We start from the raw sequence: 21,890 nt of genomic DNA on the forward strand, positions 1-21,890 counted from the left end.
CATGCCCACCACCAGCCACACCATCGAATGCCCCAGCGGCTATGCGCTAGCCGCCAAGCTCGACGAGCCGGAGGGCGAGGTGGTGGGCTTCGCAGTGTTTGCGCACTGCTTCACGTGCTCGAAGGACTCGATCGCAACGTCGCGCGTGTCCCGTGCGCTCGCGGCGCGGGGCATCGGCGTGCTACGGGTCGACTTCACCGGGCTCGGCCGGAGCGAGGGCGAGTTCGGTGACTCGACCTTTACGGGCAACGTGCAGGACCTGCGCGCCTCGTGCGCGTGGCTCAGCGAGAACCGGATGCCCCCGGGCCTGCTCATCGGTCACAGCCTGGGCGGCGCCGCGGTGCTGGCGCTCGCTGGCGGAGGCGGCGACGAGATCTCGAGCGTTCGGGGCGTGGTGACCATCGGCGCTCCGGCGGACCCCGAGCACGTCACGCACCTGTTCGATGCCGGGCTCGAAGAGATTCGCAGGGCGGGCTCGGCCGAGGTCAGCATCGGCGGTCGGCCGTTCCGCGTCGGGGCCGGGCTCGTCGAGGACCTGCAGCAGCAGGACCCGCAGCGGATGATCGCGAACCTGCGCCGGGCACTCATGATCTTCCACTCGCCGGTTGACGCGATCGTGGGCATTGAAAATGCCGCGAAGATCTACGGTTGGGCCAAGCACCCCAGGAGCTTCGTGAGCCTGGACAAGGCCGATCACCTGCTGACGAACAAGGACGACGCCGAGCTCGTGGCGGGCATGCTGGCGGCGTGGGCGAGGCACTTGCTCGGCGGGTAGGCGTGCTCCACGCGAGTAGGGTGACGCGAGCGCACGCCCGACCTGCGATCGGTTTTCGCGCTCGTGGAACGAATGGGTCTTTATCCACTCGCGAGTCGATGCTCGATTTGCTTGATCCGACCTCCGGGGGACACCGCGTGAAGGGCATCGGCGTCCCAAACGAAGAACGCCCGCCACGGTCCAGGCTGGATCGCGGCGGGCGTTGTGCTTCGAGGTGCAGGATGACTTATCCGCAGGCCGTGGCGAAGTCGTTCTGGAAGGCCAGGAAATCGAAGATGTTGAGTTGGCCGTCGCCGTCGAAGTCGGCGGCGGGGCTGCCCGCGTCGAACAGATTCTGATACTCAAGGAAGTCGAAGAGGGTCAATTCACCATCGCCGTCGAGGTCAGCCCGGCAACGATTGAGCAGGTCGGCCGCCATCGCCGCCACTTGGCCGGACGTAGCGGTGCCCTCGTAGATGCGAACTTCGTAGATCACGCCGTCGAAGGGTCGCTCGCCTTGGCTCTCGTTGCCGAGCATGATCTTGTAGTCTTCCCAGCCTGCGAAGCCGCCCTCGAAGCCTGAAAGGCTGCCGGCGATCCGGCCATCGACGTATGCCAGGAGCGTCCCGGTGTCGATGTCGTAGGTGAGCGCGAGGTGGATGGTCTGGCCCGCATCGATCAGTCGATCTTCCAGGTGCAGGCGGCGGACGCCCGAATCCGTCGTGCGAAGGCGAATCTCGAGCTCAAAACGGTCACCCACGGGGTCGGCCAGCACGCTCAGGTTGCGGTCCTGGACGTCCGTCCCATCGGACCACGAGAAGATGCGGCCGCCGCTGGCATGGGCGTCATCGATGCGGAACAGGGTTTCGAACGTCATCTCGTCGTCGACGTTCAGGATGTCCTTCAGCCCGCGGGCCGTGGACCTGGATTCCGTAATCGCCATTGTCTGGCCATCCGCGACGTCCTGCATGAACTCGAGGCCGGTACCGAAGCGATGATCGTCGATCCAACGGACGCTTCCGCGGTCCTCATCGATCTGAAGGTCGATGTTGCCCATCAGGTCGTACACGTCCTGGCCTGCCTGCTCATTGAATGCCCACTCGGTCAGGCACTCCAGCGTTGCGACCGGATCGCGCTCGATGCAGCCAAGGAACTGGGCGGGCAAGTTTTCTCGGTCGGCCCAGCTCCGCTTGAGTCGGTTCCAGCTCGTCAGGCAGTTGTCCCGGTCGTAGGTCGTTTCGACCACGGTCGGATGCGTCCAGTAGCCAATCAGATCGGCAAAGCCAACGCCGAAGAAGTCGGCACCCGCCGTCGGGAAGCGGGGGTCGTGGTCGATGATGTCCGTGGCGTCGATGGTAAACCCAAGCGTCCGGCTGCCGTCGGGATTGTCCACGTCCATCAGGTCGATGACGAACGAAGGATCGATGAGGCTGCACGCGATGAGGTCGCCGCCATCCGCGGCGCCGTCTCCGTCCCCGTCCTCGAAAGAGCGAATCCGGGTCGCGTCGTCGGCACCACCGTTGTAGGTGTAGACCGAGAGGCGCGTGTCGCCTTCGCGCGTCGCATCGAGGTAGAAGATCGCATACTCCCCCGTCGAGCCCTCGCGCGGCATCGGTCCGTCGTTGACGATCGTCGTGAAGCCATTGGCCAGCATGCCGTCGACCGGGTCGAGCGTCACGTTGTACGTAAACCGCTTCGTCGACGCGTTGAAGACCGAGACGATCTCGCGAACGTCGCCTGCCTCCGTTTGGCCGGGCGGGTCGATCGAGACGTGCGAGTACTCGTCGATCGACTCGCATGTCGTATCTTCTCCGCGAAAATCACCGCCTCGGCGCGCGCACTCGAGGTCGCTGAGCTCTTCGCAGCCCGAATCCGGCAGGCAGCAGGCACCCAGCAAGCCCGAAGCATTGATGACCTGTCCCTTGGCGCCACCGGTGAAGTCGCGATCGAAGCCCATGAAGTCGCCATCCTCAGCTTGCACGGGCACGCTCACTCGATCGGTGTCGAACCGGTCGGCAAGCAGTCCGCCGAGGACGTCTCCGCTGAGCACGTAGGTGAAGTTCGTTTCGCCCGGCTCTGCCGAGAACCTCACGCGATCGATCGCTACGTCGAGCAGCAGTCCGTCGAATTCGATGCCGTCGAGCACGACACGTCCTGTGACCGAGAGCGTGTTGGCCCCGGTGGGGTCGAGTTCGCCGGCTGCATCGATGGCAAAAAGCGCCACCGTTTCACGGCCTTCGCTCCCTGGGAAGACAAACGACGGCGGCGTGCCGGGCCCGGGCGTCACGAACAACGTCGAGGCGGTCATCGTGACCTCGCCCGTGGCTGCCTCGTACGCCGTCATGCCCTGGCTGTCGAAGTCAATGAACGGAAAGCCCTGGGCCAGGGCACGGCTGCTAGCCAGCAGCAGCAAGATAGCAGTTGCGGCCAGCGCGACCGAACGGCACGGATTTTTCGTCTGCATCGTTGCCTACCCCCGGTGCCATCGCACCTACACGTGAAAGCACCACGCCCGTAGACGTGGACAAGATTTGATTTCTCCGACTGAAGTTGTTGCCCTGGTCAGCGCCTACGGCGGCGGGCTGCCAGCAAACCAGCACCCAGAACCGCCAAGCTAGCCGGTGCTGGCACCGGACGACCGATGTCTGCGAGACCCGCCGTGGTGCGGAAGTTCCGGTCGAACGATCCGCCAAAGGTACCGTCGGTGCCGGCGATGATGCCAATCTGATCGCCGTAGAGCCCAGAGAGCGTGCCGCCGGTGGTGCCGATGATGAGTTCCAACACGCCCGTGCGACCGCTGCTTCCAAAGTCGATGACGCCCTCGCCCGTGAGCAGGGTTTCAATCCTTCCGCCATCGATGAAGCTGCCACTGATCGAGAGTCGGGCGCCCGAGGCGATGCCCGAATCATCGACCGACACGTCGATGTTGATCTCGGGGTCGAAGATGGGATTGAAGCCGACAACCGGGCTCGTACCCGACGTGTCGAAGAGCGTCACGCCGGAGACGTCGGTCGTGGCGATGCTCAGCAGGTCAAGGTCGGCGTCGTACTCGACGAGCGTCGAAAACACGGTCATGTCCGGGCTGGGTTCCAGCACCAGACCAATAGGATCGGCCGCCGCCATTGCCGAGAATCCGGCAACGGCACCAGCACACAGGGCCAGGTAACGCATATCTCTTGTCCTCTCTGCCGCACACATCGTGGCTCGTTTCCTAGGCGAACCACCGCGGTAATGGGGTTATACCGGATCGCGGCATCGCTGTCAAGCCCATATGACGTTACCAAACACCAAATTCGTCGATTGTTACCCAACCTCAAACAATGGACTCCAGAGGCGTCGATAGTGTGGCATGGGCAACAGTGAGTCACCGTTCCTCAGGGACCGCACGCGTCTGATTGCCGCCATCAGCTTCGGGGTGGCATTGACTTGCTTCTCCGTCTACGCCATCTTGCGGGGCAACGCCGAGTTCATCTTCTACGGCGTGGTGCTGGTCATCCTTGCCGTTGCCGTCTTCATGCTCGATCGCCGGGTGGGACTTTCTCACGCGGCAATCTGGGGCCTGCTCGTGTGGGCCGTGCTGCACCTGGCGGGCGGCAACGTGCCCGCCGGCGAGGCAGGGGTGCTCTACAACTTCCGGCCCGCGGAGTGGCTGCCGAAGTATGACCAGGCCTTGCACGCGTTTGGCTTCGCGGTGGCGACGCTGGTGTGCTGGGAGTGCCTCCGCCGTGCTCTGGTGCGCGACGATGGTGCTCCGCCGAGGGCGACGACGGGGCTGGCGATCGCGTGCGTGCTCATGGGCATCGGGCTCGGCGCACTCAACGAGGTGGTTGAGTTTATCGCCGTGCTGACGATGCCCGAGACGAACGTCGGTGGCTACATGAACACCGGATGGGACCTGGTGAGCAACCTCACCGGCGCGGCGGCCATGGGGGTGTGGATCCGGCTGCGGGGTTGAATTCGAGTTGATCCGGAAGTCAGCCGGTCGTGTCGATCGACGTGCCGAGGCGGGCGACGCTGGTGCTCGTCGCGGCACTGTTGGCCAGCGCGGGATTCGTATAGAAAGGCAGCGAGCCGCCGCGGCCCCGGACCTCCCCCGAGACGTAGTCCATCGGGGCATCGACGCGTGCGGCGACGAGCTTGCCCATCTCTCGCTGGGCGGCAGAGGGCGTGGTTGCTTGCAAGCCCGGAACGCCGTACGTCGCCGGTGAGGCCTGGATGCCGGGGCTCTTGCTGAGCCGCTCCGCGGCCTTGGTGAAACTGATGACGTCGGTCGGCTGGTTCGTGCGGACGGCGTTCGGTGCCGTCGGCGTAACTCGCAGCGACCTCGTCGCACCCTGCAGGGCGGCAAGCGGGTTCTGTCCGGATACGCCTGAGACGTCGGTCATCGGTCGCCCCATATCGACCGGTCGGCGGGCCGGCCTCCAGCTATGGATCGTCGATCCTCAGCCGCCCGCTGCCTCGCGGAGCATGTCGGCGATGGGGCCGCTCGAACCCGCCCGGTCCATCGCCCCGCGGCCGCTGGCGTCGACGGCCTCCACGTTGGCGCCGCCGCCGAGAAGGACGAGGACGACCTCGAGGTGCTGCGCGCCCGCGGCGTGCATGAGGGCGGTCGTGCCCTCGGCGTCGGTGTGGTCCACGTCGGCTCCGGCTTCGAGCAGCAGGGCCGCCGGCTGGTGTGCTCCGCTGCGGGCGGCGTGGATCAAGGCCGTGCGACCACGATCGTCTTCGATCGATGGATCGGCACCGGCCCCGAGGAGCGTCACGACGACATCCGGAGAACTCCGCTGGGCCGCATGCATCAGTGGGGTGTTGCCGGAACTCGACTGCAGGTTCACGTCCGCCCCTGCCTCCAGCAACGCAAAGACGGCCGCATCATGGCCATCGCGGGCCGCGAGCATCAGGGCCGTGGAGCCAACCTCGAACTGGGGGGAGGCGTCAGCATCGACGTCGGCTTGGCTTGCGGCGGCGTCGGCGCGGACGCCCATGCTGGTCAGATTCTCGATGGTTGCGACGTCGCCAGCGGCTGCGGCGCGGAGGAGCCGGACGTGGGCTGGTTCATCGGCTGGCTCGATCTGGGGCGCGGTCGTGGCTTCGTCGTCAGAGCCGGCGGCAGTGGTCTCGCTCGCTTCGCCCTGCGCTGCCTCCTGCGCGTCCTCGGGAAGGGGCACCTCGCCGGGCGGCATGAGGATGGCAACCAGGATGAGCGCGACGCCGACGATCGCGACGCCGATGAGCACGAAGTGGCCCTTGAGATTGTTCATGCCGAAAGCCCCCTGCAGATGGGCCGCCCGGAACGGCCTCGGATGGGTGATCGCAGCACGGTAGCCCGCCGGCGGATGGGGTTCCGGCGGTGAACGCGCGTGCCTGTCGTTTGTCGGTTGTTGGTCGAAGTGCGGATGAATGGGCCCGGTGGGACTCGAACCCACACTGGAGTTTCCTCCAAGCGGATTTTAAGTCCGCCGCGTCTGCCGATTTCGCCACGGGCCCGTGGCTCGTGCGATGGTACGGCCGCCGGGCTCTCTTCCTTTGGACGTCTCATCCGGCGACGCTGTCGATCAACTCTTGCAGCCGCTCGCGGGTCTTCTCGACCTGCTCGCGACAGATCGTGTGTGGCAGGTCGGGGTAGCTCTCGAGCGCCACCTCGGCGTTCATGGCACGCAAGACGCGAGCCGTCTGCTCGACGCGGGCCCACGTGACGCGCGGGTCCCGCTCGCCGCTGGAGAGGTCGACCGGCGTTCCCTCGAGGTCGCCGTGGGGTTGAAAGACGTGCTTGTGGTTGCCGATCAACCCACCGCTATACCCGACGATCATGCCGTAGCGACGCGGGTAGCGGTAGGCGAAGTGCGTGACGAGGCACGCGCCCTGCGAGAAGCCGCCCAGCACGCATCGCTCGGGCGGCAGCCCGAGCTTGGCCAGCTGGCTGAGAAGCGACTCGATTACGCTGAACGCGCTCTCGATGAACGGCTCGTTCTTGTCGAAGTCCATCGTGAACGGCTGGGGATACCACGAGTGCTTCTCGCTGGGCAGATCGCTGGCAGTGGGGGCCAGGTAGCACACGCCGTCGAGTCGATACGCATCGGCCAGCGCCAGCACGTCTTCTGGTCCCGCGCCGCGGCCGTGCAGCAAGATCATGGCGATGGCCGCGTCCTCTGGCCCTGCTCCGGCGTGCAGCACGGCGCCGCCGGCGTGCGGTGGCGTTTCCAGAGAAGTGTCAAACCGGTCGTTCGTTGTCGCGTCCATGCGTCAGTTCTCACCGTCAAGCGGTAGCAGGTGTGCCTCGATCTCGGCACGTCGTGGCTCGTGCTGTGGTGGCAGGACGAGCTTCGAGCCCAATTCAACCATCGGCTCGTCGGCATCGAAGCCCGGGCCCTCGGTGGCGATCTCGAAGATCACGCGGCCGGGCACGCGGAAGTAGATCGAGTGGAAGTACACGCGGTCGATGACCGGTGTCGCCGCCACGTTGTGCTCGGCCAGCCGATCGACAACCGCCAGCAGCGCTTCGTCGTCGGCGACACGCCAGGCGACGTGGTGCACCGTGCCCGCGCCCATCGGTTTCTGGTCGCCGGCGTCCTCGACCAGATCAAGCCGCCGGCCGGGCGCGCCATCGAGCAGCGTGAGGCGCTGCGTGCCGCCCTGTGCATCGGCGGAAGCAAAGCCGAGGGCCGACCGTAGGAAGTCGCCGGTCTCGCCCGCATCGCGCACGTACAGCGTAACGGCGTCCACCGTCCGGATCGCGTGTTGGGCGTCGACGCCGCCCTCGGTCCACGGCTCGCCAACGCCGGCAACATTGGCCTCGCAGATGCCCAACTCCATGCCGTCGGGGTCCTCGAAGTCGAGGCGAGCCACGCCGAAGTGCGTTGTCTCCCTCACCTCGACCTCGTGCGTTACCAGTCGCTCGCGCCAGAAGCCGAGCGTGCCGTTGGGTACGGCCAAAGTCGTCCGCCGGATCTCGCCGGAGCCGTGGTTGGCCCGCGTCGCCCGTGGGTGGGGGAAGTGCGTCAGCACGCTGCCGGGCGAACCGACCGCGTCGGCGTAGTAGAGGTGATAGGTCATCGGGTCGTCGTGATTGACGGTGCGCTTGACGAAGCGCATGCCCAGTACGCGGGAGTAGAAGTCCAGGTTGCTGCGCGGGCTCTTGGCGAGCGCGGTGACGTGGTGCACGCCCGTGATGATCGGGTCGGTCATGGTTTACCGTAGCGCTGCGATGGCGTCGGCCATGCGGTGCGCGGCCTGGGCCCGGTGGCTGATGGCGTTCTTCTCGTGTGGCGGCATCTGGGCGCTCGATCGTTCGAATGCGGGCGCGACCGGATCGTCACGAATCAGGAACAGCGGGTCGTAGCCGAAGCCCTTGTCACCACGCGGCTCATGCCCGATGCGACCCTCGAACGCGCCCTTGCTGGTTGCCAGGACCGTGCCGTGCTCATCGGCCAGCACCATGACGCACACGAACCGCGCCGTGCGTCGCTCGTCGCGCACGCCCTCCAGCTCGCGCAGCAGCCGGGCGTTGTTGGCCACATCGCGCTCGCTACGCGGCCTTGAGTCTTCCTTGCCATCGCTCGCGTAGTGGCTCGAGATGACGCCGGGCGCGCCCCCGAGCGCGTCGACGACCAGCCCGGAGTCGTCCGCAAGGCAACGCGTGCCCGTTTGCTTCGCATAGGCAAGGGCCTTGATGGTCGCGTTGGCCTCGAACGTGCTGCCCGTCTCGGCGGGCTCGGTCGTCGGGGCGTCGAGATCTTTGAGACCAACCACCTCGATCCCGAGCTCCGCGAAGATCGGCCGCAACTCGGCGACCTTGCCCGGGTTGGCGGTGGCGATAGTAATTGGGGGCCTCACGGATGATCGTCTCCGAAGCGATGGTGGTTATCCGGGCCACGAACGCTGCCAATCGTCACACGCTGGCGGTTGAACTTCGGCGAAGGTCCGTGTTCGTCGTGCCTTGCACTATACTGGCGTGCATGGGGGGCGACGAGCGCCATGACAGCGACCACGCGACCGCGGGGGCGGCAGACGCGATGTTCCCTGTGGTCTACGACCAGCTCCGGGCGCTCGCAGGCTCGTATTTCCGAGGCCAGCGGGCCGGGCACACCCTGACGCCGACGGTGCTGGTGCACGAGGCCTACCTGCGCCTGTCCAAGACGTCCGACAACGGCTGGGAGAGCCAGGGTCATTTCTGCGCCGTCGCCGCAACGGCGATGCGGTGCGTGCTCAAGGATTATGCACGGCACGTCCTGGCGGCCAAGCGCGGCGGCGACTGGTCGCGCGTCACGCTGAATGGCTTGTCTTCGGGGAGTGCCTCGCTCGTCGTCGATCCGGTTGACCTGAGCGATGCGCTCGAGAAGCTGGCCGAGATCGACGAGCGACAGTCTCGGATCGTCGAGCTGCGCTTCCTGGCGGGGCTGACCAACGAGGAGGTGGCCGAGCTGCTGGGCGTCAGCGTGCGCACGGTCACGCTCGATTGGCGCATGGCTCGGGCTTGGCTCAGGCGTGCGCTGGAGGTCAAGGCATGAGCACGCCCTCGCACGACGAAGTCCGGAGGGTGTTCTCCGAGTGCTGCGAGCTCCAGGGACCCGAGAGGGACGCAGCGATCGACCGACTCTGCGCTGGCAACGAGGCACTCAAGGAAGAAGTACGCTCGTTGCTCGGCTACGACGACGTCGAAGATGCCTTGTCCGACCACGCCATCGTGAGCGGTCGGACCCCTGGCCAGCGCGGCGGAGCCATGCCCGAAGCCATCGGGTCGTACGCGATCATCGGCGTGCTGGGCGAGGGTGGCTCGGGCGTGGTGTACGAGGCCGAGCAGAAGTCGCCGCGCCGGCACGTGGCGCTCAAGGTCCTGCGTACGCCCCTGCTCAGCGACGCCATGCGCCGGAGGTTCCGGCGCGAGGCCCAGGTCCTGGGCCGGCTGCAGCATCCGGGCATCGCGCAGATCCATGCCGCCGAGACCGAGCTAAAGTCTGCGGACGGCCTTCCCTACTTCGTCATGGAATTGGTCCGCGGCAGCACGCTGACCGAGGCGTGCAGGGCAATATCAGTTGCCCAAAAACTCGCGCTGTTCCGCGACGTCTGCGACGCAGTTCAGTACGCGCACGAGATGGGCGTGGTGCACCGCGACCTGAAGCCCAGCAACATCCTCGTCGACGAGCACGGCCGCGCGAAGGTGCTCGACTTCGGAATGGCGCGGCTCTTGGACACCGGCGGGCCACCCGTGACCGAGCGGACGCATGCCGGGCAGATCATCGGCACGGTGCCCTACATGAGCCCCGAGCAGATCAAGGGCGACGCCGCGTCCATCGGCGTGCACACGGACATCTACGGCCTGGGCGTCGTGCTCTTCGAATTGCTCACCGGCAAGCTGCCGCACGACGTTCGCAACGCCTCATTGCCCGAGGCGGCGCGGCGCATCACCGACGGCGAGCCGGCGCACATTCGCGCGTTTGATCGCTCGCTCAGCGGCGACCTCGACGTGATCGTGGCGACCGCGATCGATCGGGAGATCGAAGGTCGATATCCGTCGGTGAAGGCGTTGAGCGAGGACGTCGGTCGCTTCCTCGAGGGCGAGCCCATCCGAGCCCGGCCGCACTCGGCGATCTACCACGCCCGCAAGTTTGCGCAGCGGCATCGGGCGCCGGTGGTGCTGGGTGCCTCGCTCGTGGTCGTGCTCGTCGCAGCGACCGTCGTGTCGTTCATCTTCGGTCTGGGGCAGAAGTCGGCCAAGGAGGCAGCGCAGGAAGCCGAGGCGCGGGCCGTGGTCGAGGCCTCGGTCCGCGAGCGGATCAATGAGTTTCTGGTTGAAGACCTGCTGGGCGCTATCCATCCCTTGCGCGCCCGAGGCGAAGAGATCAGCGTGCGCGCGGTCGTTGACCAAGCGTCCCAAGAAATTCGGAGCGGCGCCCTCGACGACCAGCCCGAGGTCGCCGTCTCGGTCAACCAGACCATCGGCAACGTCTACCGCGCGCTCGGGCAGTACGACGACGCACTGTGGCACCTGGACGCCTCACTGCGGACCGCCCTCGACGCGTTCGAGCCGACCGATGCACGAATCGCGAACGCGTGGTCTGATCTGGGCGGCTTCCACCTTGAGCGGGCGGAGTTCGAACCTGCCCGCGACGCGTACGCCTCGGCCATGGAGATCTATCGGGCCGACGAGAAACCAGACGGCATTCCCGAGTCGGCCATCCTCGCCAGTGGCGCCATCGTCTTACAGCGACTCGGCCAGTACGACGAGGCCGAGGCCTGGATGATTGAGGGGCTAGCCCTGCGAGAGGCGGCTCGAGCCGAAGCGGATGGCGATGCCGACGCCATCGACGGGCTCATCGCCAACAGCCACCACAACCTCGGCGGACTGTTCCGGGCCCAACGACGCGCGGCCGAGGCCGCCGACCACTTCGAGCGGGCGCTGGAGATCCGCCGACGCATCCTTGCCGACGACAGCCCGGAACTTGCCATGACGTCGAGCATGCTCGCAACGGCGTACGCCAGGCTCGACCGTCTGGATGACGCGTCGGCCCTGCTCGACGAGGCCGTGCCGGTATTCGTCCGCGCGTACGGCGAGGGCCACCAGTACGTCGCCACGACGCTGACGATGCAGGCCGGCGTCGAGGTTCGCCGCGGCGAGCACGAACGAGCGCTCGAACTTTATCGAGAGGCCCAGCAGATCTACGTCGACTCGCTCGGCGAGGGCCATTTGTACGTCGCGCGTGTCCGCAGCGCGATGGCCAGCACTCTGAACGACCTCGATCGATTCGACGAGGCGCTCGAGAGCGTCCAGAGCGCGATGGCGATCGAGCGGGCTTCGCTGCCGGAAGATCATCCGAATCGTGCTGCGTCGCGCTTGATCGAAGGCCAGTGCCTGCTCGGGCTCGGCCGCACCGTCGAGGCCCTGACATCGCTTGAGGCCGCGATGCGGGTGCTGGAGGTCGCGGGGGCCGAGTCGCCCCGGGCTGTCTTGTGCCGGATCGAGCTGGCCAGGGCCCTCCGCGAGCTTGGCCGCGAGGACGAGGCGCTGGCCGCGATCGAGGCTGCCAGGCGGGCCATTCAGGCCTCGCCCGACACGCTGGGGAACGAGGCCGAGCGGCTGGCCGAGCTCACCGGCGGCTGACTCTCGGACTTTTTTCATTTTCTTTGCGCGTTTTGATCACCGTCTGCGAGGACGGGGTAGCGGGCTGGCCCGCTCATCCCCAGACTGCCGGCGGCGCCGCCGCATGGGGATGACGGGCCGGCCCCACCCTGGAGGTTTCCCATGCGTATCGACTCATTCATTGCAACGTGTGCCTCGCTCGTCCTGGCCGGTGCGGCGACGGCGGACTTCTCGGGCCCGTATGAGGCCCAGCTCTGGCAAGACACCGGCATCTTCGAAGGCGTGACCACGATCTCGCCCGACACGGGGCTGACCGACACGCTCACGTTCGGCTACGACGTTGACCTGGGCAACCCCGGCCCGGGCGTGCCATTCCGCACTACGACGTTCTCGATCGAGGCCGACAAGAGCGGCACGATCTCGTTCGACTACGACTACTCGGGCTTCCACGGGTTCGCGTCCACCGAGGTCTACCTGGAGGTCTTCGCCGAAACCAGCGACGGCGTGACCAGCATCGTGATCGTCGACCAGCCCGACGGTGGCGGCTTCCAGTACACCGGCTCGGTCGAGATCGACGTTGAGGCCGGCATGGACTTCGGCATCATCGTCGGCGGCGGCAACTTCGACAGCAACAGCGTCATCAACGGCGAGGTCGAACTGACCAACTTCTCGCGGCCGCTGAGCCTCGACGGCGCCTACGCCATGGACAACTGGTCGACGATGGGCATCGACGAGGGCACGACCGAGATCCTGCCCGAGACCGGCGATGCGCTGGTTGGCTCGTTTCTCTACGACGTCGACCTGGGCAACCCCGGCCCGGGCGTGACGTTCCGCACGGCCGAGTTCGGCGCGGTTGCCGGCGGCACCGGCCCGGTGAGCTTTGACTATCTGTACGAGGGCTTCCACGCGTTCTTCGACGCCCGCGTGTACCTCGAGGTCTTCGCCGACACGTCGGCCGGCCGCACGAGCATCGTGCTGGTCGACGAGATGGACGGCGGCGGCCACAGCTACGAGGGCTCGGCGCTCATTGATGTCGAGAAGGGCATGCCATTCGGCATCATCGTGGGCGGCGGCAACTTCGACCGCAACAGCGTCATCAATGGCCGCGTGGACATCTCCCGCTTCAGCGGCCCGCGTGCCTTCGACGGCGCGCTCCGGCTGGAGAACTGGACCAACACCGGCATCGACGAAGGCACGACCGCGACCAGCCCGACGAGTGGCCCCGCCGACCGCCCCGAGTTCTCCTACGACGTCGACCTGGGCAACCCGGGTCCGGGCGTCACGTTCCGCACCACGGAGTGGTCCGTCGAGAGCGACCACACCGGAGTCGCCAGCTTCGACTGGTCGCACACCGGCGATCACAAGTTCTTCCTCACCAACATCTACCTCGAGGCCTTTGCCGAGACGTCGGGCGGCCGCGAGAGCATCGTGCTCGTCGACGAGGCGGCCGGCCCGGGCTTCCTGTTCGAGGGCAGCGTCGAGCTGGCGGTCGAGGCGGGCATGCCCTTCGGCATCATCGCGGGCGGCGGCAACGGCGATTCCAATAGTGTCATCTCGGGCACGGTCACGCTCTCGGAGGTCTGCTTCGGGCCCTGCCCGGCCGACTTCGACGGCGACGGCGCCCTGACGATCTTCGACTTCCTCGCCTTCCAGAACGCGTTCGCCATGAGCGATCCGTCGGCCGACTTCGACGGCGACGGCGAGTTCACGCTGTTCGACTTCCTGGCCTTCCAGAACGCCTTCGCGTCTGGCTGCTGAGCCGACCTTCGGGAGAGTCGTGAGAGAGCGCGAAGCAGGCCCGGGCATCCTCCCGCCCGGGCCGCTCGCTGCGCGCCGGGGGCGTGTCACACTCGGTACGCTCCTCACGCAAGTCGTCACTCACGCGCAAGTTTCCAGCCACGCTCCGACTGCTCCGATCGGCGTGAGCATACCGCTGCCCTCGGCTCGTCTTATCGCCGGCCGGTTGACCGGCCCGGCCCCCCGCGCTTCACTGGTGCGTGCGATCCGACCGTCCCCAGACCGCGCCGGCCAAGCGGCCCATCCTCTTCACGGCCTTCGAGCCCAGCGGCGACGACCACGCCGCTCCGGTCATCGCCGAGATCATCGAGCGGCAGCCAGAGAGGCCGGTCTATGCCTGGGGCGGGCCCAAGATGGAGGCCGCCGGGGCTGTTGTCATCGAGCGGACGGGCGAGAACGCCGTCATGGGCATGCCGGGCCTGGCCAAGATCCGCGAGCACAAGCGCATCAATGCCCGTATCCGCAAGTGGATGGCCAGCCACAAGCCCGTGCTGCACGTGCCCGTCGATTCGCCCGCGGCCAACTTCCCGATCGCGGCCATGGCCAAGGCGGGGGGGACGGGCGTGGTGCACCTCGTCGCGCCACAGGTGTGGGCGTGGGGCTCGTGGCGCGTCGCCAAGCTGCGTCGACTGACCGATCTCGTTTTATGCTTGCTGCCCTTCGAGGAAGGCTGGTTCACGACGCGCGGCGTGCCAGCACGGTTCATCGGCCACCCGCTCTTCGACCACGAGCTCGATCCCCAGCGTGTGCTTGACCGCGCCAAACAGCTGCCCGAGTTCGGCCAGGGTGAAGCAACAGGCCCGTGGCGGATCGGCCTGTTCCCCGGCAGCCGGCCGAGCGAGCTCGAAAAGAACCTGCCGCTGCTCCTGGGCGCATACCGAGAGCTCGCCGCGTGCGAGAAGTGCCGGCGTGATGGGCGGGCGCCCGTCGCGATGATCGTGGCCGTCAACGACGCCGTCGAGCAGCGACTGCGAGAACTGGCCGACCGCCACGGCGGCGTGCCCGAGGGGGTGGGCTTCATCGCGGGCGACACCGACTCGGCCGTGCGCTGGGCCGAGCTGGCGCTGGTCGTCAGCGGCACGGTCACGCTGCAGATCGCCCGGCAGGCGCGGCCGATGGTCGTTTTCTACAAGTCCAACGAGTTCCTGTACAACCTGATCGGCCGGTGGATCGTCTCGACGCGGTACTTCACACTGCCAAACCTGATCGCGGGCACGAACGTCGTGCCCGAATTGGTACCGCACTTTGGCGGCGCAGATCCCATTGCCATGGCCGCCCGCGCCCTGATCACCGATGCGGAGGCGATGGCCGAGCAGGTACAGGCCCTGACGGATATCGCCGGCCGCTTCGACGGGCTCGAGGCCTCGATGGCCGCGACCGACGCCATCCTGGAGCAGGCCGCCCGCCGCGAGGGCTGAGCCGGCGTCCATCTGCACCGCCCCTCACGGGCCCGCAGGGCGGTTCCGGCCCGCTCGTTACGGCGTTGTGACGCACCTTCGGCCGATCAAGAAGTATCACTTATGGTGCGGGCCGGTCTTCTTTCTCCCCTCGGCCCGCCCAGGAGGTGACCCATGATCAGGCGGCATGCTCTCAAGGCACGGAACTCTCATACGGCTCGCGGCGGCTTGCTCGCCCTGGCGCTCGCGGCGACAGCAGCCTTGCCCGGCAACGCCACGGCCCAACTCTCGGAAGAGATCGACCGGCCCGCCGTCAACATCGTCGTACCCCAGCGACGCGTCTGGATCCAAGGCGAGCCACGCTCGCAGATCGAGATCAAGTCCGTCCAGGTCTCGGCCAAGGCGACCGGCCAGGCTGCGAGCACAACCATCCGCATGACGCTGCACAACCACGGCGGAAGCCAGGCCGAGGCCCAGGTGCTGCTGCCCGTGCCCGACGGCGCGGCCATCGGGCAGTTCGTGCTCGAGGGCCTGGGCGAGCAGGGCATCGCCAAGATCATGCCCGCCGACGAGGCCCGCGCGATCTACAACCGCATCGTCGCCTCGATGCGCGACCCGGCGCTGCTCGAGTTCGTCGGCACGAGCCTGGTGCGGTCGAGCGTCTTCCCCGTGCCCGCTAACGGCGAGCAGACCGTCAGCATGACCTACGACCACACGCTCGAGGCCGACGGCGACCGCATCGAGTACGTGCTGCCCCGCTCGGCCGAGTTGATGCTCCAGGGGGCGCCCTGGTCCTTTGTGATGGACGTGAACGGCGCCCGGCCGATCGCGACCGTGTACTCGCCGACGCATGACATCGCCACCGAGACGCCGAGCGCCACGAGCGTCAAGGTCTCGGTCTCGCCCGAGGCGTTCAGCGGCACGCCGGGCCCGCTCCGCGTGGGCTGGCTGCGCGAGCCGCTGGAGTCCGGCATGCTCGCCAGCTCTTTCGTGGCGTATCCCGACGGCGACGGTGGCGGCTACTTCATGCTCGTCGCCGGCCCGCCCGCATTACCCGACGATGGCGACCGAGAGCCGGTGAAGCGCGAGGTCACCCTCGTGATCGACAAGAGCGGCTCGATGCGCGGCGAGAAGATCGTGCAGGCCCGGGAGGCGGCCATCCAGGTCATCAGCGGCCTGAATGAAGGCGAGTACTTCAACGTCATCGCCTATTCGGACACCATCAACAAGCTCAGCGCCGAAGCCGTCGAGAAGACCACCCAGAGCGAGGCCGAGGCCATCGCGTTCATCGAGGCCATCACCGCGGTCGGCGGGACGAACATCCACGATGCTCTCATGTCGGCGGTGCGCACCGAGCCGGCCGAAGGCGTCCTGCCGATGGTCATCTTCCTGACCGACGGGTTGCCGACGGTGGGGGTGACCCAGGAGAGCGCGATCCGCGAGGCGGTGGCGAAGTCGAACAAGCACGAGCGCCGTGTCTTCGGCTTCGGCGTGGGCTACGACGTCAACGCGCCGCTGCTCACCGCCGTCAGCCGCGAGACCCGGGGGGCGCCGACGTTCGTGCTTCCCCAGGAGAGCGTCGAAGCCAAGGTAGGTCAGGTCTTCCGCCGGCTGACCGGTCCGGTGCTGGCTTCGCCGACGCTCACCCCGAGCGAGGCGGCCAGCGTCAAGGACATGCTTCCCGGCGAGCTGCCCGACATCTTCGAGGGCGACCAGCTCGTCGTGCTGGGCCGATACACCGATGAAGACGAGAACCTGACCTTCACGCTTGCCGGCGAGGGCGCCGAGGGAGAGCGCAGCTTCCAGATGACCTTCGACCCCAGCCGCGCGAGCGTCGAGCACGCGTTCGTGCCGCGACTGTGGGCCCAGCGCCGCATTGCGCAGCTCGTTGATGCCGTGCGGCAGGCAGGCGCCGATGGCAAGGCCGAGCTGGGCGACGAGCTGATCTCCGAGATCGTGGCGCTCAGCACGCGGTGGGGCATCCTGACCGAGTACACGTCGTTCCTGGCGATCGAGGCCGGCATCGAGGTCGGCGACCAGGTGGCAACGTTCGAGCCCGCCGCCGACCGGGAGGGCGTGACGCGCCTGGGGGTGCAGATGCAGCGAGCCGCGGCACGGCCGAGCCAGCCCGCGGAGGAGGCCATGCTGTACAGCCTGTCCTCGGTCATCGACGAGCGCACGGGCGTCGGCGCCGTGCAGCAGGACGCCGTCAACCAGCGGGCGATGGCCGCGAAGAACGTCGTCGCCAACCGAATGCGGACCGCCGGTGGCGCGGAGGTCATCCTGACGGGCATGCGTCAGGTTGGCGATCAGACGCTCTTCGCCCGCGGCGGCCAGTGGGTTGACTCTTCGCTGCTCGAAGCGGTCGAAGCCAACAATGCCGATGTGGACGAGACCGTCGAGTTCGCGAGCGAGAGGTACTTTGAGCTGGCCAACGAGCTGGCCTCGGAGCGTCGCCAGGGCGTACTGGCCCTCGGGCGCGACGTCTTGCTGAACCGCGGCGGCAAGGTGATCCTCGTTCAGGCGCCCCGGGCCGAGACGCCCTGATGGCACGGGCGAGGATCTTGATCGTCGAGGACGACGCCGGCGTTCGCAAGGCCGTCGCCGACGCCCTCGACGCATTCGGCTACGGCTCCGAGTCGGCCAATGACGGGCAGGAAGGCCTCTCCCGCGCGCTCGGAGAGGCCTTCGACCTCGTCCTGCTCGACGTCCGCATGCCGAAGATGGACGGCCACGCCGTGCTGGCGGAGCTGCGGCGAGCCAGGCCGGGGCTACCGGTCATCTTCCTGACCGCGCGCGGCGAGAGCGACGAGCGAGTGAAGGGTCTCCGCGGCGGGGCCGACGACTACGTCGTCAAGCCGTTCGGCACCGAAGAATTGGTCGCGCGCATCGAGGCGGTGCTGCGTCGCAGCCCCGAGCGCCCGGCCTCGGTCGAATCGATCTCGTTCGACGGCCTCACGGTCAATCTCGCCCGGCGGGAAGTCACCCGCGACGGCCGCCCGCCCGCCCAGATCACGGAGAAGGAAGCCGCGTTGCTGGGCTACCTTGCCGGCAGTCCGGGGCGGGCGATCTCGCGAGACGAACTCCTCAGCCGCGTATGGGGGATCGATCCCCGTGGCATGCGGACGCGCACCGTTGACATGGCGGTGGCGCGCCTGCGAGAGCAACTGGGCGACGACCCCAGCGATCCAAAGTTCATCGTGACCGTGCGCGGGAAGGGCTACATGCTCGCCGGAGCTATCGCGGCTACGGACAGCATCAAGGAAGAGGCCGCCGGCTAGTTGCGCACGAAGCGAGTCATCCCGTGGATCATCTACGTCGTGTGCGCCTTGGCGGTGCTCGAGGGGCTGGGCTACGCCGGGTACAAGGCCCTCGACCTGCAACGGCAGCGGCGAGAGGACGAGGCGGCGCGGCTCGCGCTCTGGCGAATGGACAGCGCCCTGACCGCCGTGCTGGCCGCCGAGAGCGCACGGCCGTACTTTCACTACCGGTCGTTCCATCCGGCCGAACGTGCGTACAGCGCCATGCTCGGGCCCGTCGAGCCGGGCGAAGTGCTGGTACCCAGCCCGCTGCTGACGCGCGTGCCCCCCTTCGTGCGACTGCACTTCGAGATCGATCCCGAAGGAAACGTGACCAGCCCGCAGGCGCCGGATGGCAATCTTCGTGACCTCGCCGAGTCGGAATACGTCGCTGCCGACGACGTCATTGCTGCCGAAGCTTTACGGCTGATGCTTGCCGAGATCCTGCCCGGGGAGGCCCGCGAACCGGTGACGCTCGGAGCGCCGGCTCAAGAGGAGCGCGTCGACGAGGATCGTCTTGCGCGGCAGGAAACGGCGGCGGCTGCGCAGCTCGCAGAAGTGCCCGTGCGCTTTGGAGCGTCGGAGTCTGATCCGCAACGGCAGCTCCAGAGCGACGCGGCGGATGAGCGACCCAGCGAGGAGCCGTCCGCCGGCCTCGAGATGCAGCGTGAGTCGAACGTTCCAGCCGCTCGGGCGAGGCGCACGCCCAAGACACAGACGCTCGTCGCGACCCCCGACGTCACGCTCGGGCCGCTGGCCGCGACGTGGCTGGTGGGCGAGGAACTCGTGCTCGTCCGCGACGTCGTGGTCGGCGACACGCGGCTCCGCCAGGGCGTGTGGCTCGACTGGCCGTCGCTGCGCGCCTGGCTGCTGGCGCAGGTCGAGTCCGTCACGCCCGGAGCCGACCTCCGCCCGGGCTCGAGTGCGTCGCGTTCGCTGGCGGTGATCCCCGCCGTCATTGAGGTTCCTACCAGCGGCAGCGTGTTGGGCGAGCTTGCGTCGCCGCTGGGCGTGGTACTCGTGCTGACATGGGGGGCAGCACTGCTCGCGGTCGTCGCGTTTGGCGTGGTACTGCGATTGGCAACGGGCCTCGCCGAGCGGCGCGGTCGATTCGTCTCGGCGGTCACGCACGAGCTCCGCACGCCCATGACCAGCGTGCGTCTCTATGCGGATCTCCTGGCGAGCGACGCGGCGTCTGACGACGTTCGCCGAGAGAGATTCGTGTCGACGCTCCGAGACGAATCCGCTCGGCTGGCCCGGATCATCGAAAACGTGCTCGCCTACGCCCGGCTCGGGCGACCCAACGCGGATGCCTCGTCCGATCAAGCGACGGACGTCATGACCGTGGGCGAGGTCATCGAGCGAGTCTCTGCGGAGCAGGCCGCTGCCTTGGAGCGAGCGGGCCTCGGGCTGGTTCTCCAGGTGGAAGAGAACCTGGACGCCAGCCGGCTCGACGCCGATGGCGACGCGGTGGTGCGCATCCTGGGCAACCTCGTCGAGAACGCGTGCAAGTATGCTCAACCGTACGAGCGGGCTGAGATCCACATCGCGGCGGTCCAGCGGGGTGACATGGTATGGATCACCGTGCGCGATTGGGGGCCGGGCGTTCCCGATCGTGAACAGCGGCGGATTTTCGACGCATTTCATCGGGCCCAACGAGACGAGCTTCGCCAGGACGGATTGGGCCTCGGCCTCGCGCTCGCCCGAGGCCTGGCCAAGCAACTGGGCGGTTCGCTCGATCTCGATGTGGTGGACGTCGGCGCGAGCTTTACGCTCCGGTTGCCGATAGCTCGCTAGGGAGCCCCGGCATCGCCGACCTGTTGGCGAACGCTCGAACGCAAGTTCCACGCCGAGGGATCGACGCGAACCCGGCCGAGCGTTTCCTGCCCGGGCAACACCGGCCGCGGCCATGTCGCGCGAGGGCCGTCGTGCGGGATGAACTGCGCGCCGACGAGGAGCGTGCCGTCGGGTTCGAACCAGGTCCGATCTATCGGCAGCGTGAATGCCCATCGGTCGGTCCGCTTCGTGAGGATGGCGCTCGCGCCCGGCGTGCCACGGTCGAACGTCGTGAGGCCCGAACAGCGCACCACAACTTCGGCGTGTGGGCGGCTGGTCGGGCCGAAAGCGACACGGACCGCGTCGAGCGGCGGCGGCGCGCCACCAGCCGACGGCATCTCGCACGGCGGCCGGCGGACTTCCATGTAGAGGACCCAGCCGCTCTCAGACGAGCCCGGCGCATCGAGCCTCGGATCACGCTGGAGCAATCCGCCAACCCAGCCGGATTGCCCGCGTGAGACCGCCTGGCCCGTGCCATCGATCAGCCCTTCGAGCGTCCAGTCGAGCCAGAAGGGACCAACAGGTAACCCCGGTGGCTCGAGCTGGATGGCGTCGGCGGAGACCTCAAGCGTCTTGGTACGACCGCCCAGGCGGACCTGCCAAGCCGACGTCACCGTGCCCGCTTCCCGCCTGCGCGGTGCCGGCGCCAACGCAACCGCGCCCGGCTCGAGCATTCCGTAGGCTCCCCATCGCCCTGCGGGCGGGCGGGTCGAGAGCAAGGCCGGCGAGGAAGACAGATTGGCCACTGCGATGGCCCCGCCGACCTCGCCGCCCGCGTCGTTGGCCACCCACGCGAGCCACTGCGGCTGTCGATCAAGGAACGAGAGCACCGTCCGCCTGATGCCCTCGTCGCTGACACCGGGACGCACGATGGCGAGGATCAGGTCGCCGATCGCGTCGCCATCGGTCTCCCACACGGGCAGGGTGATCGTGGGCGTCACGAGCCATCGCGTGAGACTATCGAGCAGACGCGAGGCGAGTTCATCGTCGATCGCGCTCAGCCGGCGAAGGGCAAACTCCCAACGCCTGGCGGATTGCTCGGCCCAGGCGTGGAGCATGGGGTCGTCCCAGCGTGGCGGCGGCGGTTGGTGTCCGAGGCGCTCAAGCGCGAGCTCGGCGCGCCACCGAATCTCAGGGTCAGAGAGTTCTCGCGCGACGAGTTCGATGGCCCTCGACTCCGACACGACGCCCGCGATCGGCGAGGGGCGGACCGCGGCCCCTCCGCTCACGTCTGGCAGCAGCCAGAACGCCGGAACCCGCCGACCCTCCATCCACACCGATTGGCCGAGCCCCTCCGCCGGAACCTCGGCGTGAAGCAGGGTCAATGCGTCATCAGCGGCAGGGTTGGTCGGCTGCCAGGCATTGGTCGGGCCCAGCCAGCCACGAGCGTCGGCGGCGGGCCCCGAGCGTGCGTAGCTCCTGGCCTGGACAACGATGCGTTGGCCGTCGCCGAGCCGTAACGGCGGCGGCGGCTTGGCTCCGTCGGCGGTCCAGTCCGCGGCTCCCGGCGCGACGGGCGTCACGAGCGCCGCGCCCGCGATGAGCGGCACCGGCGTCTCGAGGAACACGGGCCTCGCCGGTGGCATAGAGCAGCCGACCAGCAGCACTACAGCGCATGCGACCGTCGCTCGACCAATCCAAACCATGCAGGTCCACGCCATCCTTGACATCGTACGGCCGGAGGCCCCGTGAGTTGCCCGTAACGCTGGTTCGGCCCGTGGCGTACGCCG

Annotated in this window: 17 protein-coding genes and 1 tRNA gene; 9 read left to right on the forward strand and 9 right to left on the reverse strand. The window is 67.7% G+C overall.

Annotated features, from left to right (window positions below; translation table 11 throughout):
- Position 1: 1 nt before the first annotated feature.
- Positions 2 to 775: an alpha/beta hydrolase gene (locus RIA68_01315; protein MEQ8316070.1), complete on the forward strand. Its 774-nt coding sequence runs from the start codon at positions 2 to 4 to the stop codon at positions 773 to 775.
- Positions 776 to 1,001: 226 nt separating this feature from the next.
- Here the strand turns inward: RIA68_01315 and RIA68_01320 are convergent, their stop codons facing one another.
- Both RIA68_01320 and RIA68_01325 read right to left on the reverse strand, forming a co-directional pair.
- A complete protein-coding gene (locus RIA68_01320) occupies positions 1,002 to 3,218 on the reverse strand; it encodes a LamG-like jellyroll fold domain-containing protein (protein MEQ8316071.1) in 2,217 nt (738 codons plus the stop codon).
- Positions 3,219 to 3,316: 98 nt separating this feature from the next.
- A complete protein-coding gene (locus RIA68_01325) occupies positions 3,317 to 3,925 on the reverse strand; it encodes a hypothetical protein (GenBank protein ID MEQ8316072.1) in 609 nt (202 codons plus the stop codon).
- Positions 3,926 to 4,103: 178 nt separating this feature from the next.
- Between RIA68_01325 and RIA68_01330 the strand changes: the two genes are divergently transcribed.
- The gene (locus RIA68_01330; protein ID MEQ8316073.1) at positions 4,104 to 4,709 is read left to right on the forward strand and encodes a DUF2238 domain-containing protein; all 606 of its coding nucleotides are present in this window, start codon (positions 4,104 to 4,106) and stop codon (positions 4,707 to 4,709) included.
- A gap of 19 nt (positions 4,710 to 4,728) precedes the next feature.
- On the opposite strand, the gene RIA68_01335 is transcribed toward RIA68_01330, so the two are convergent.
- The 6 genes from RIA68_01335 to rdgB all read right to left on the reverse strand — a co-directional run bounded on the left by RIA68_01335 (position 4,729) and on the right by rdgB (position 8,587).
- Positions 4,729 to 5,139, reverse strand: coding sequence for a hypothetical protein (locus RIA68_01335; GenBank protein MEQ8316074.1), 411 nt, complete (start codon positions 5,137 to 5,139; stop codon positions 4,729 to 4,731).
- A gap of 57 nt (positions 5,140 to 5,196) precedes the next feature.
- A complete protein-coding gene (locus tag RIA68_01340) occupies positions 5,197 to 6,015 on the reverse strand; it encodes an ankyrin repeat domain-containing protein (protein MEQ8316075.1) in 819 nt (272 codons plus the stop codon).
- A 140-nt stretch (positions 6,016 to 6,155) separates the two neighbouring features.
- Positions 6,156 to 6,241: transfer RNA gene (locus tag RIA68_01345), tRNA-Leu, on the reverse strand.
- A gap of 48 nt (positions 6,242 to 6,289) precedes the next feature.
- Positions 6,290 to 6,994 (reverse strand): dienelactone hydrolase family protein, encoded by a 705-nt coding sequence (locus RIA68_01350; protein MEQ8316076.1) that lies wholly within the window; start codon positions 6,992 to 6,994, stop codon positions 6,290 to 6,292.
- Positions 6,995 to 6,997: 3 nt separating this feature from the next.
- Positions 6,998 to 7,939, reverse strand: coding sequence for a VOC family protein (locus tag RIA68_01355; GenBank protein ID MEQ8316077.1), 942 nt, complete (start codon positions 7,937 to 7,939; stop codon positions 6,998 to 7,000).
- 3 nt (positions 7,940 to 7,942) lie between these two features.
- Positions 7,943 to 8,587 (reverse strand): RdgB/HAM1 family non-canonical purine NTP pyrophosphatase, encoded by a 645-nt coding sequence (gene rdgB / locus RIA68_01360; GenBank protein ID MEQ8316078.1) that lies wholly within the window; start codon positions 8,585 to 8,587, stop codon positions 7,943 to 7,945.
- Positions 8,588 to 8,709: 122 nt separating this feature from the next.
- Here rdgB and RIA68_01365 point away from each other — a divergent pair, with 122 nt between their 5' ends.
- The 7 genes from RIA68_01365 to RIA68_01395 all read left to right on the forward strand — a co-directional run bounded on the left by RIA68_01365 (position 8,710) and on the right by RIA68_01395 (position 20,121).
- On the forward strand, positions 8,710 to 9,261 hold the full coding sequence (locus RIA68_01365) for an ECF-type sigma factor (protein ID MEQ8316079.1): 552 nt from the start codon (positions 8,710 to 8,712) through the stop codon (positions 9,259 to 9,261).
- The gene (locus tag RIA68_01370; GenBank protein ID MEQ8316080.1) at positions 9,258 to 11,852 is read left to right on the forward strand and encodes a serine/threonine-protein kinase; all 2,595 of its coding nucleotides are present in this window, start codon (positions 9,258 to 9,260) and stop codon (positions 11,850 to 11,852) included. The genes RIA68_01365 and RIA68_01370 overlap by 4 nt, the downstream gene beginning before the upstream one ends.
- Before the next feature lie 141 nt (positions 11,853 to 11,993).
- The gene (locus tag RIA68_01375; protein ID MEQ8316081.1) at positions 11,994 to 13,589 is read left to right on the forward strand and encodes a GC-type dockerin domain-anchored protein; all 1,596 of its coding nucleotides are present in this window, start codon (positions 11,994 to 11,996) and stop codon (positions 13,587 to 13,589) included.
- A gap of 239 nt (positions 13,590 to 13,828) precedes the next feature.
- A complete protein-coding gene (locus RIA68_01380) occupies positions 13,829 to 15,046 on the forward strand; it encodes a hypothetical protein (protein MEQ8316082.1) in 1,218 nt (405 codons plus the stop codon).
- Between the two features lie 153 nt (positions 15,047 to 15,199).
- Entirely contained in the window at positions 15,200 to 17,572 is a 2,373-nt protein-coding gene (locus RIA68_01385; GenBank protein MEQ8316083.1) for a VIT and VWA domain-containing protein, read from the forward strand.
- Positions 17,572 to 18,306 carry a response regulator transcription factor gene (locus tag RIA68_01390; GenBank protein MEQ8316084.1) on the forward strand — a complete coding sequence of 245 codons (735 nt, stop codon included), beginning with the start codon at positions 17,572 to 17,574 and terminating at the stop codon, positions 18,304 to 18,306. Before RIA68_01385 ends, RIA68_01390 begins: the two co-directional genes overlap by 1 nt.
- A complete protein-coding gene (locus RIA68_01395) occupies positions 18,307 to 20,121 on the forward strand; it encodes a HAMP domain-containing sensor histidine kinase (protein ID MEQ8316085.1) in 1,815 nt (604 codons plus the stop codon). It abuts the gene before it with no gap.
- Here RIA68_01395 and RIA68_01400 read toward each other — a convergent pair.
- On the reverse strand, positions 20,118 to 21,746 hold the full coding sequence (locus tag RIA68_01400; protein ID MEQ8316086.1) for a hypothetical protein: 1,629 nt from the start codon (positions 21,744 to 21,746) through the stop codon (positions 20,118 to 20,120). The two genes, RIA68_01395 and RIA68_01400, sit on opposite strands and share 4 nt — an antisense overlap.
- Positions 21,747 to 21,890: the final 144 nt, after the last annotated feature.

The organism is Phycisphaerales bacterium, assembly GCA_040217175.1.
Taxonomy (GTDB): Bacteria; Planctomycetota; Phycisphaerae; order Phycisphaerales; family UBA1924; genus JAHCJI01.

What these genes read in the sequence shown, in the direction of transcription:
- RIA68_01315 (MEQ8316070.1), top strand. Translation starts at nt 2, where the DNA reads ATGCCCACCACCAGCCACACCATCGAATGCCCCAGCGGCTATGCGCTA.
- RIA68_01320 (MEQ8316071.1), bottom strand. Translation starts at nt 3,218, where the DNA reads ATGCAGACGAAAAATCCGTGCCGTTCGGTCGCGCTGGCCGCAACTGCT.
- RIA68_01325 (MEQ8316072.1), bottom strand. Translation starts at nt 3,925, where the DNA reads ATGCGTTACCTGGCCCTGTGTGCTGGTGCCGTTGCCGGATTCTCGGCA.
- RIA68_01330 (MEQ8316073.1), top strand. Translation starts at nt 4,104, where the DNA reads ATGGGCAACAGTGAGTCACCGTTCCTCAGGGACCGCACGCGTCTGATT.
- RIA68_01335 (MEQ8316074.1), bottom strand. Translation starts at nt 5,139, where the DNA reads ATGACCGACGTCTCAGGCGTATCCGGACAGAACCCGCTTGCCGCCCTG.
- RIA68_01340 (MEQ8316075.1), bottom strand. Translation starts at nt 6,015, where the DNA reads ATGAACAATCTCAAGGGCCACTTCGTGCTCATCGGCGTCGCGATCGTC.
- RIA68_01350 (MEQ8316076.1), bottom strand. Translation starts at nt 6,994, where the DNA reads ATGGACGCGACAACGAACGACCGGTTTGACACTTCTCTGGAAACGCCA.
- RIA68_01355 (MEQ8316077.1), bottom strand. Translation starts at nt 7,939, where the DNA reads ATGACCGACCCGATCATCACGGGCGTGCACCACGTCACCGCGCTCGCC.
- RIA68_01365 (MEQ8316079.1), top strand. Translation starts at nt 8,710, where the DNA reads ATGGGGGGCGACGAGCGCCATGACAGCGACCACGCGACCGCGGGGGCG.
- RIA68_01370 (MEQ8316080.1), top strand. Translation starts at nt 9,258, where the DNA reads ATGAGCACGCCCTCGCACGACGAAGTCCGGAGGGTGTTCTCCGAGTGC.
- RIA68_01375 (MEQ8316081.1), top strand. Translation starts at nt 11,994, where the DNA reads ATGCGTATCGACTCATTCATTGCAACGTGTGCCTCGCTCGTCCTGGCC.
- RIA68_01385 (MEQ8316083.1), top strand. Translation starts at nt 15,200, where the DNA reads ATGATCAGGCGGCATGCTCTCAAGGCACGGAACTCTCATACGGCTCGC.
- RIA68_01390 (MEQ8316084.1), top strand. Translation starts at nt 17,572, where the DNA reads ATGGCACGGGCGAGGATCTTGATCGTCGAGGACGACGCCGGCGTTCGC.
- RIA68_01400 (MEQ8316086.1), bottom strand. Translation starts at nt 21,746, where the DNA reads ATGCCACCGGCGAGGCCCGTGTTCCTCGAGACGCCGGTGCCGCTCATC.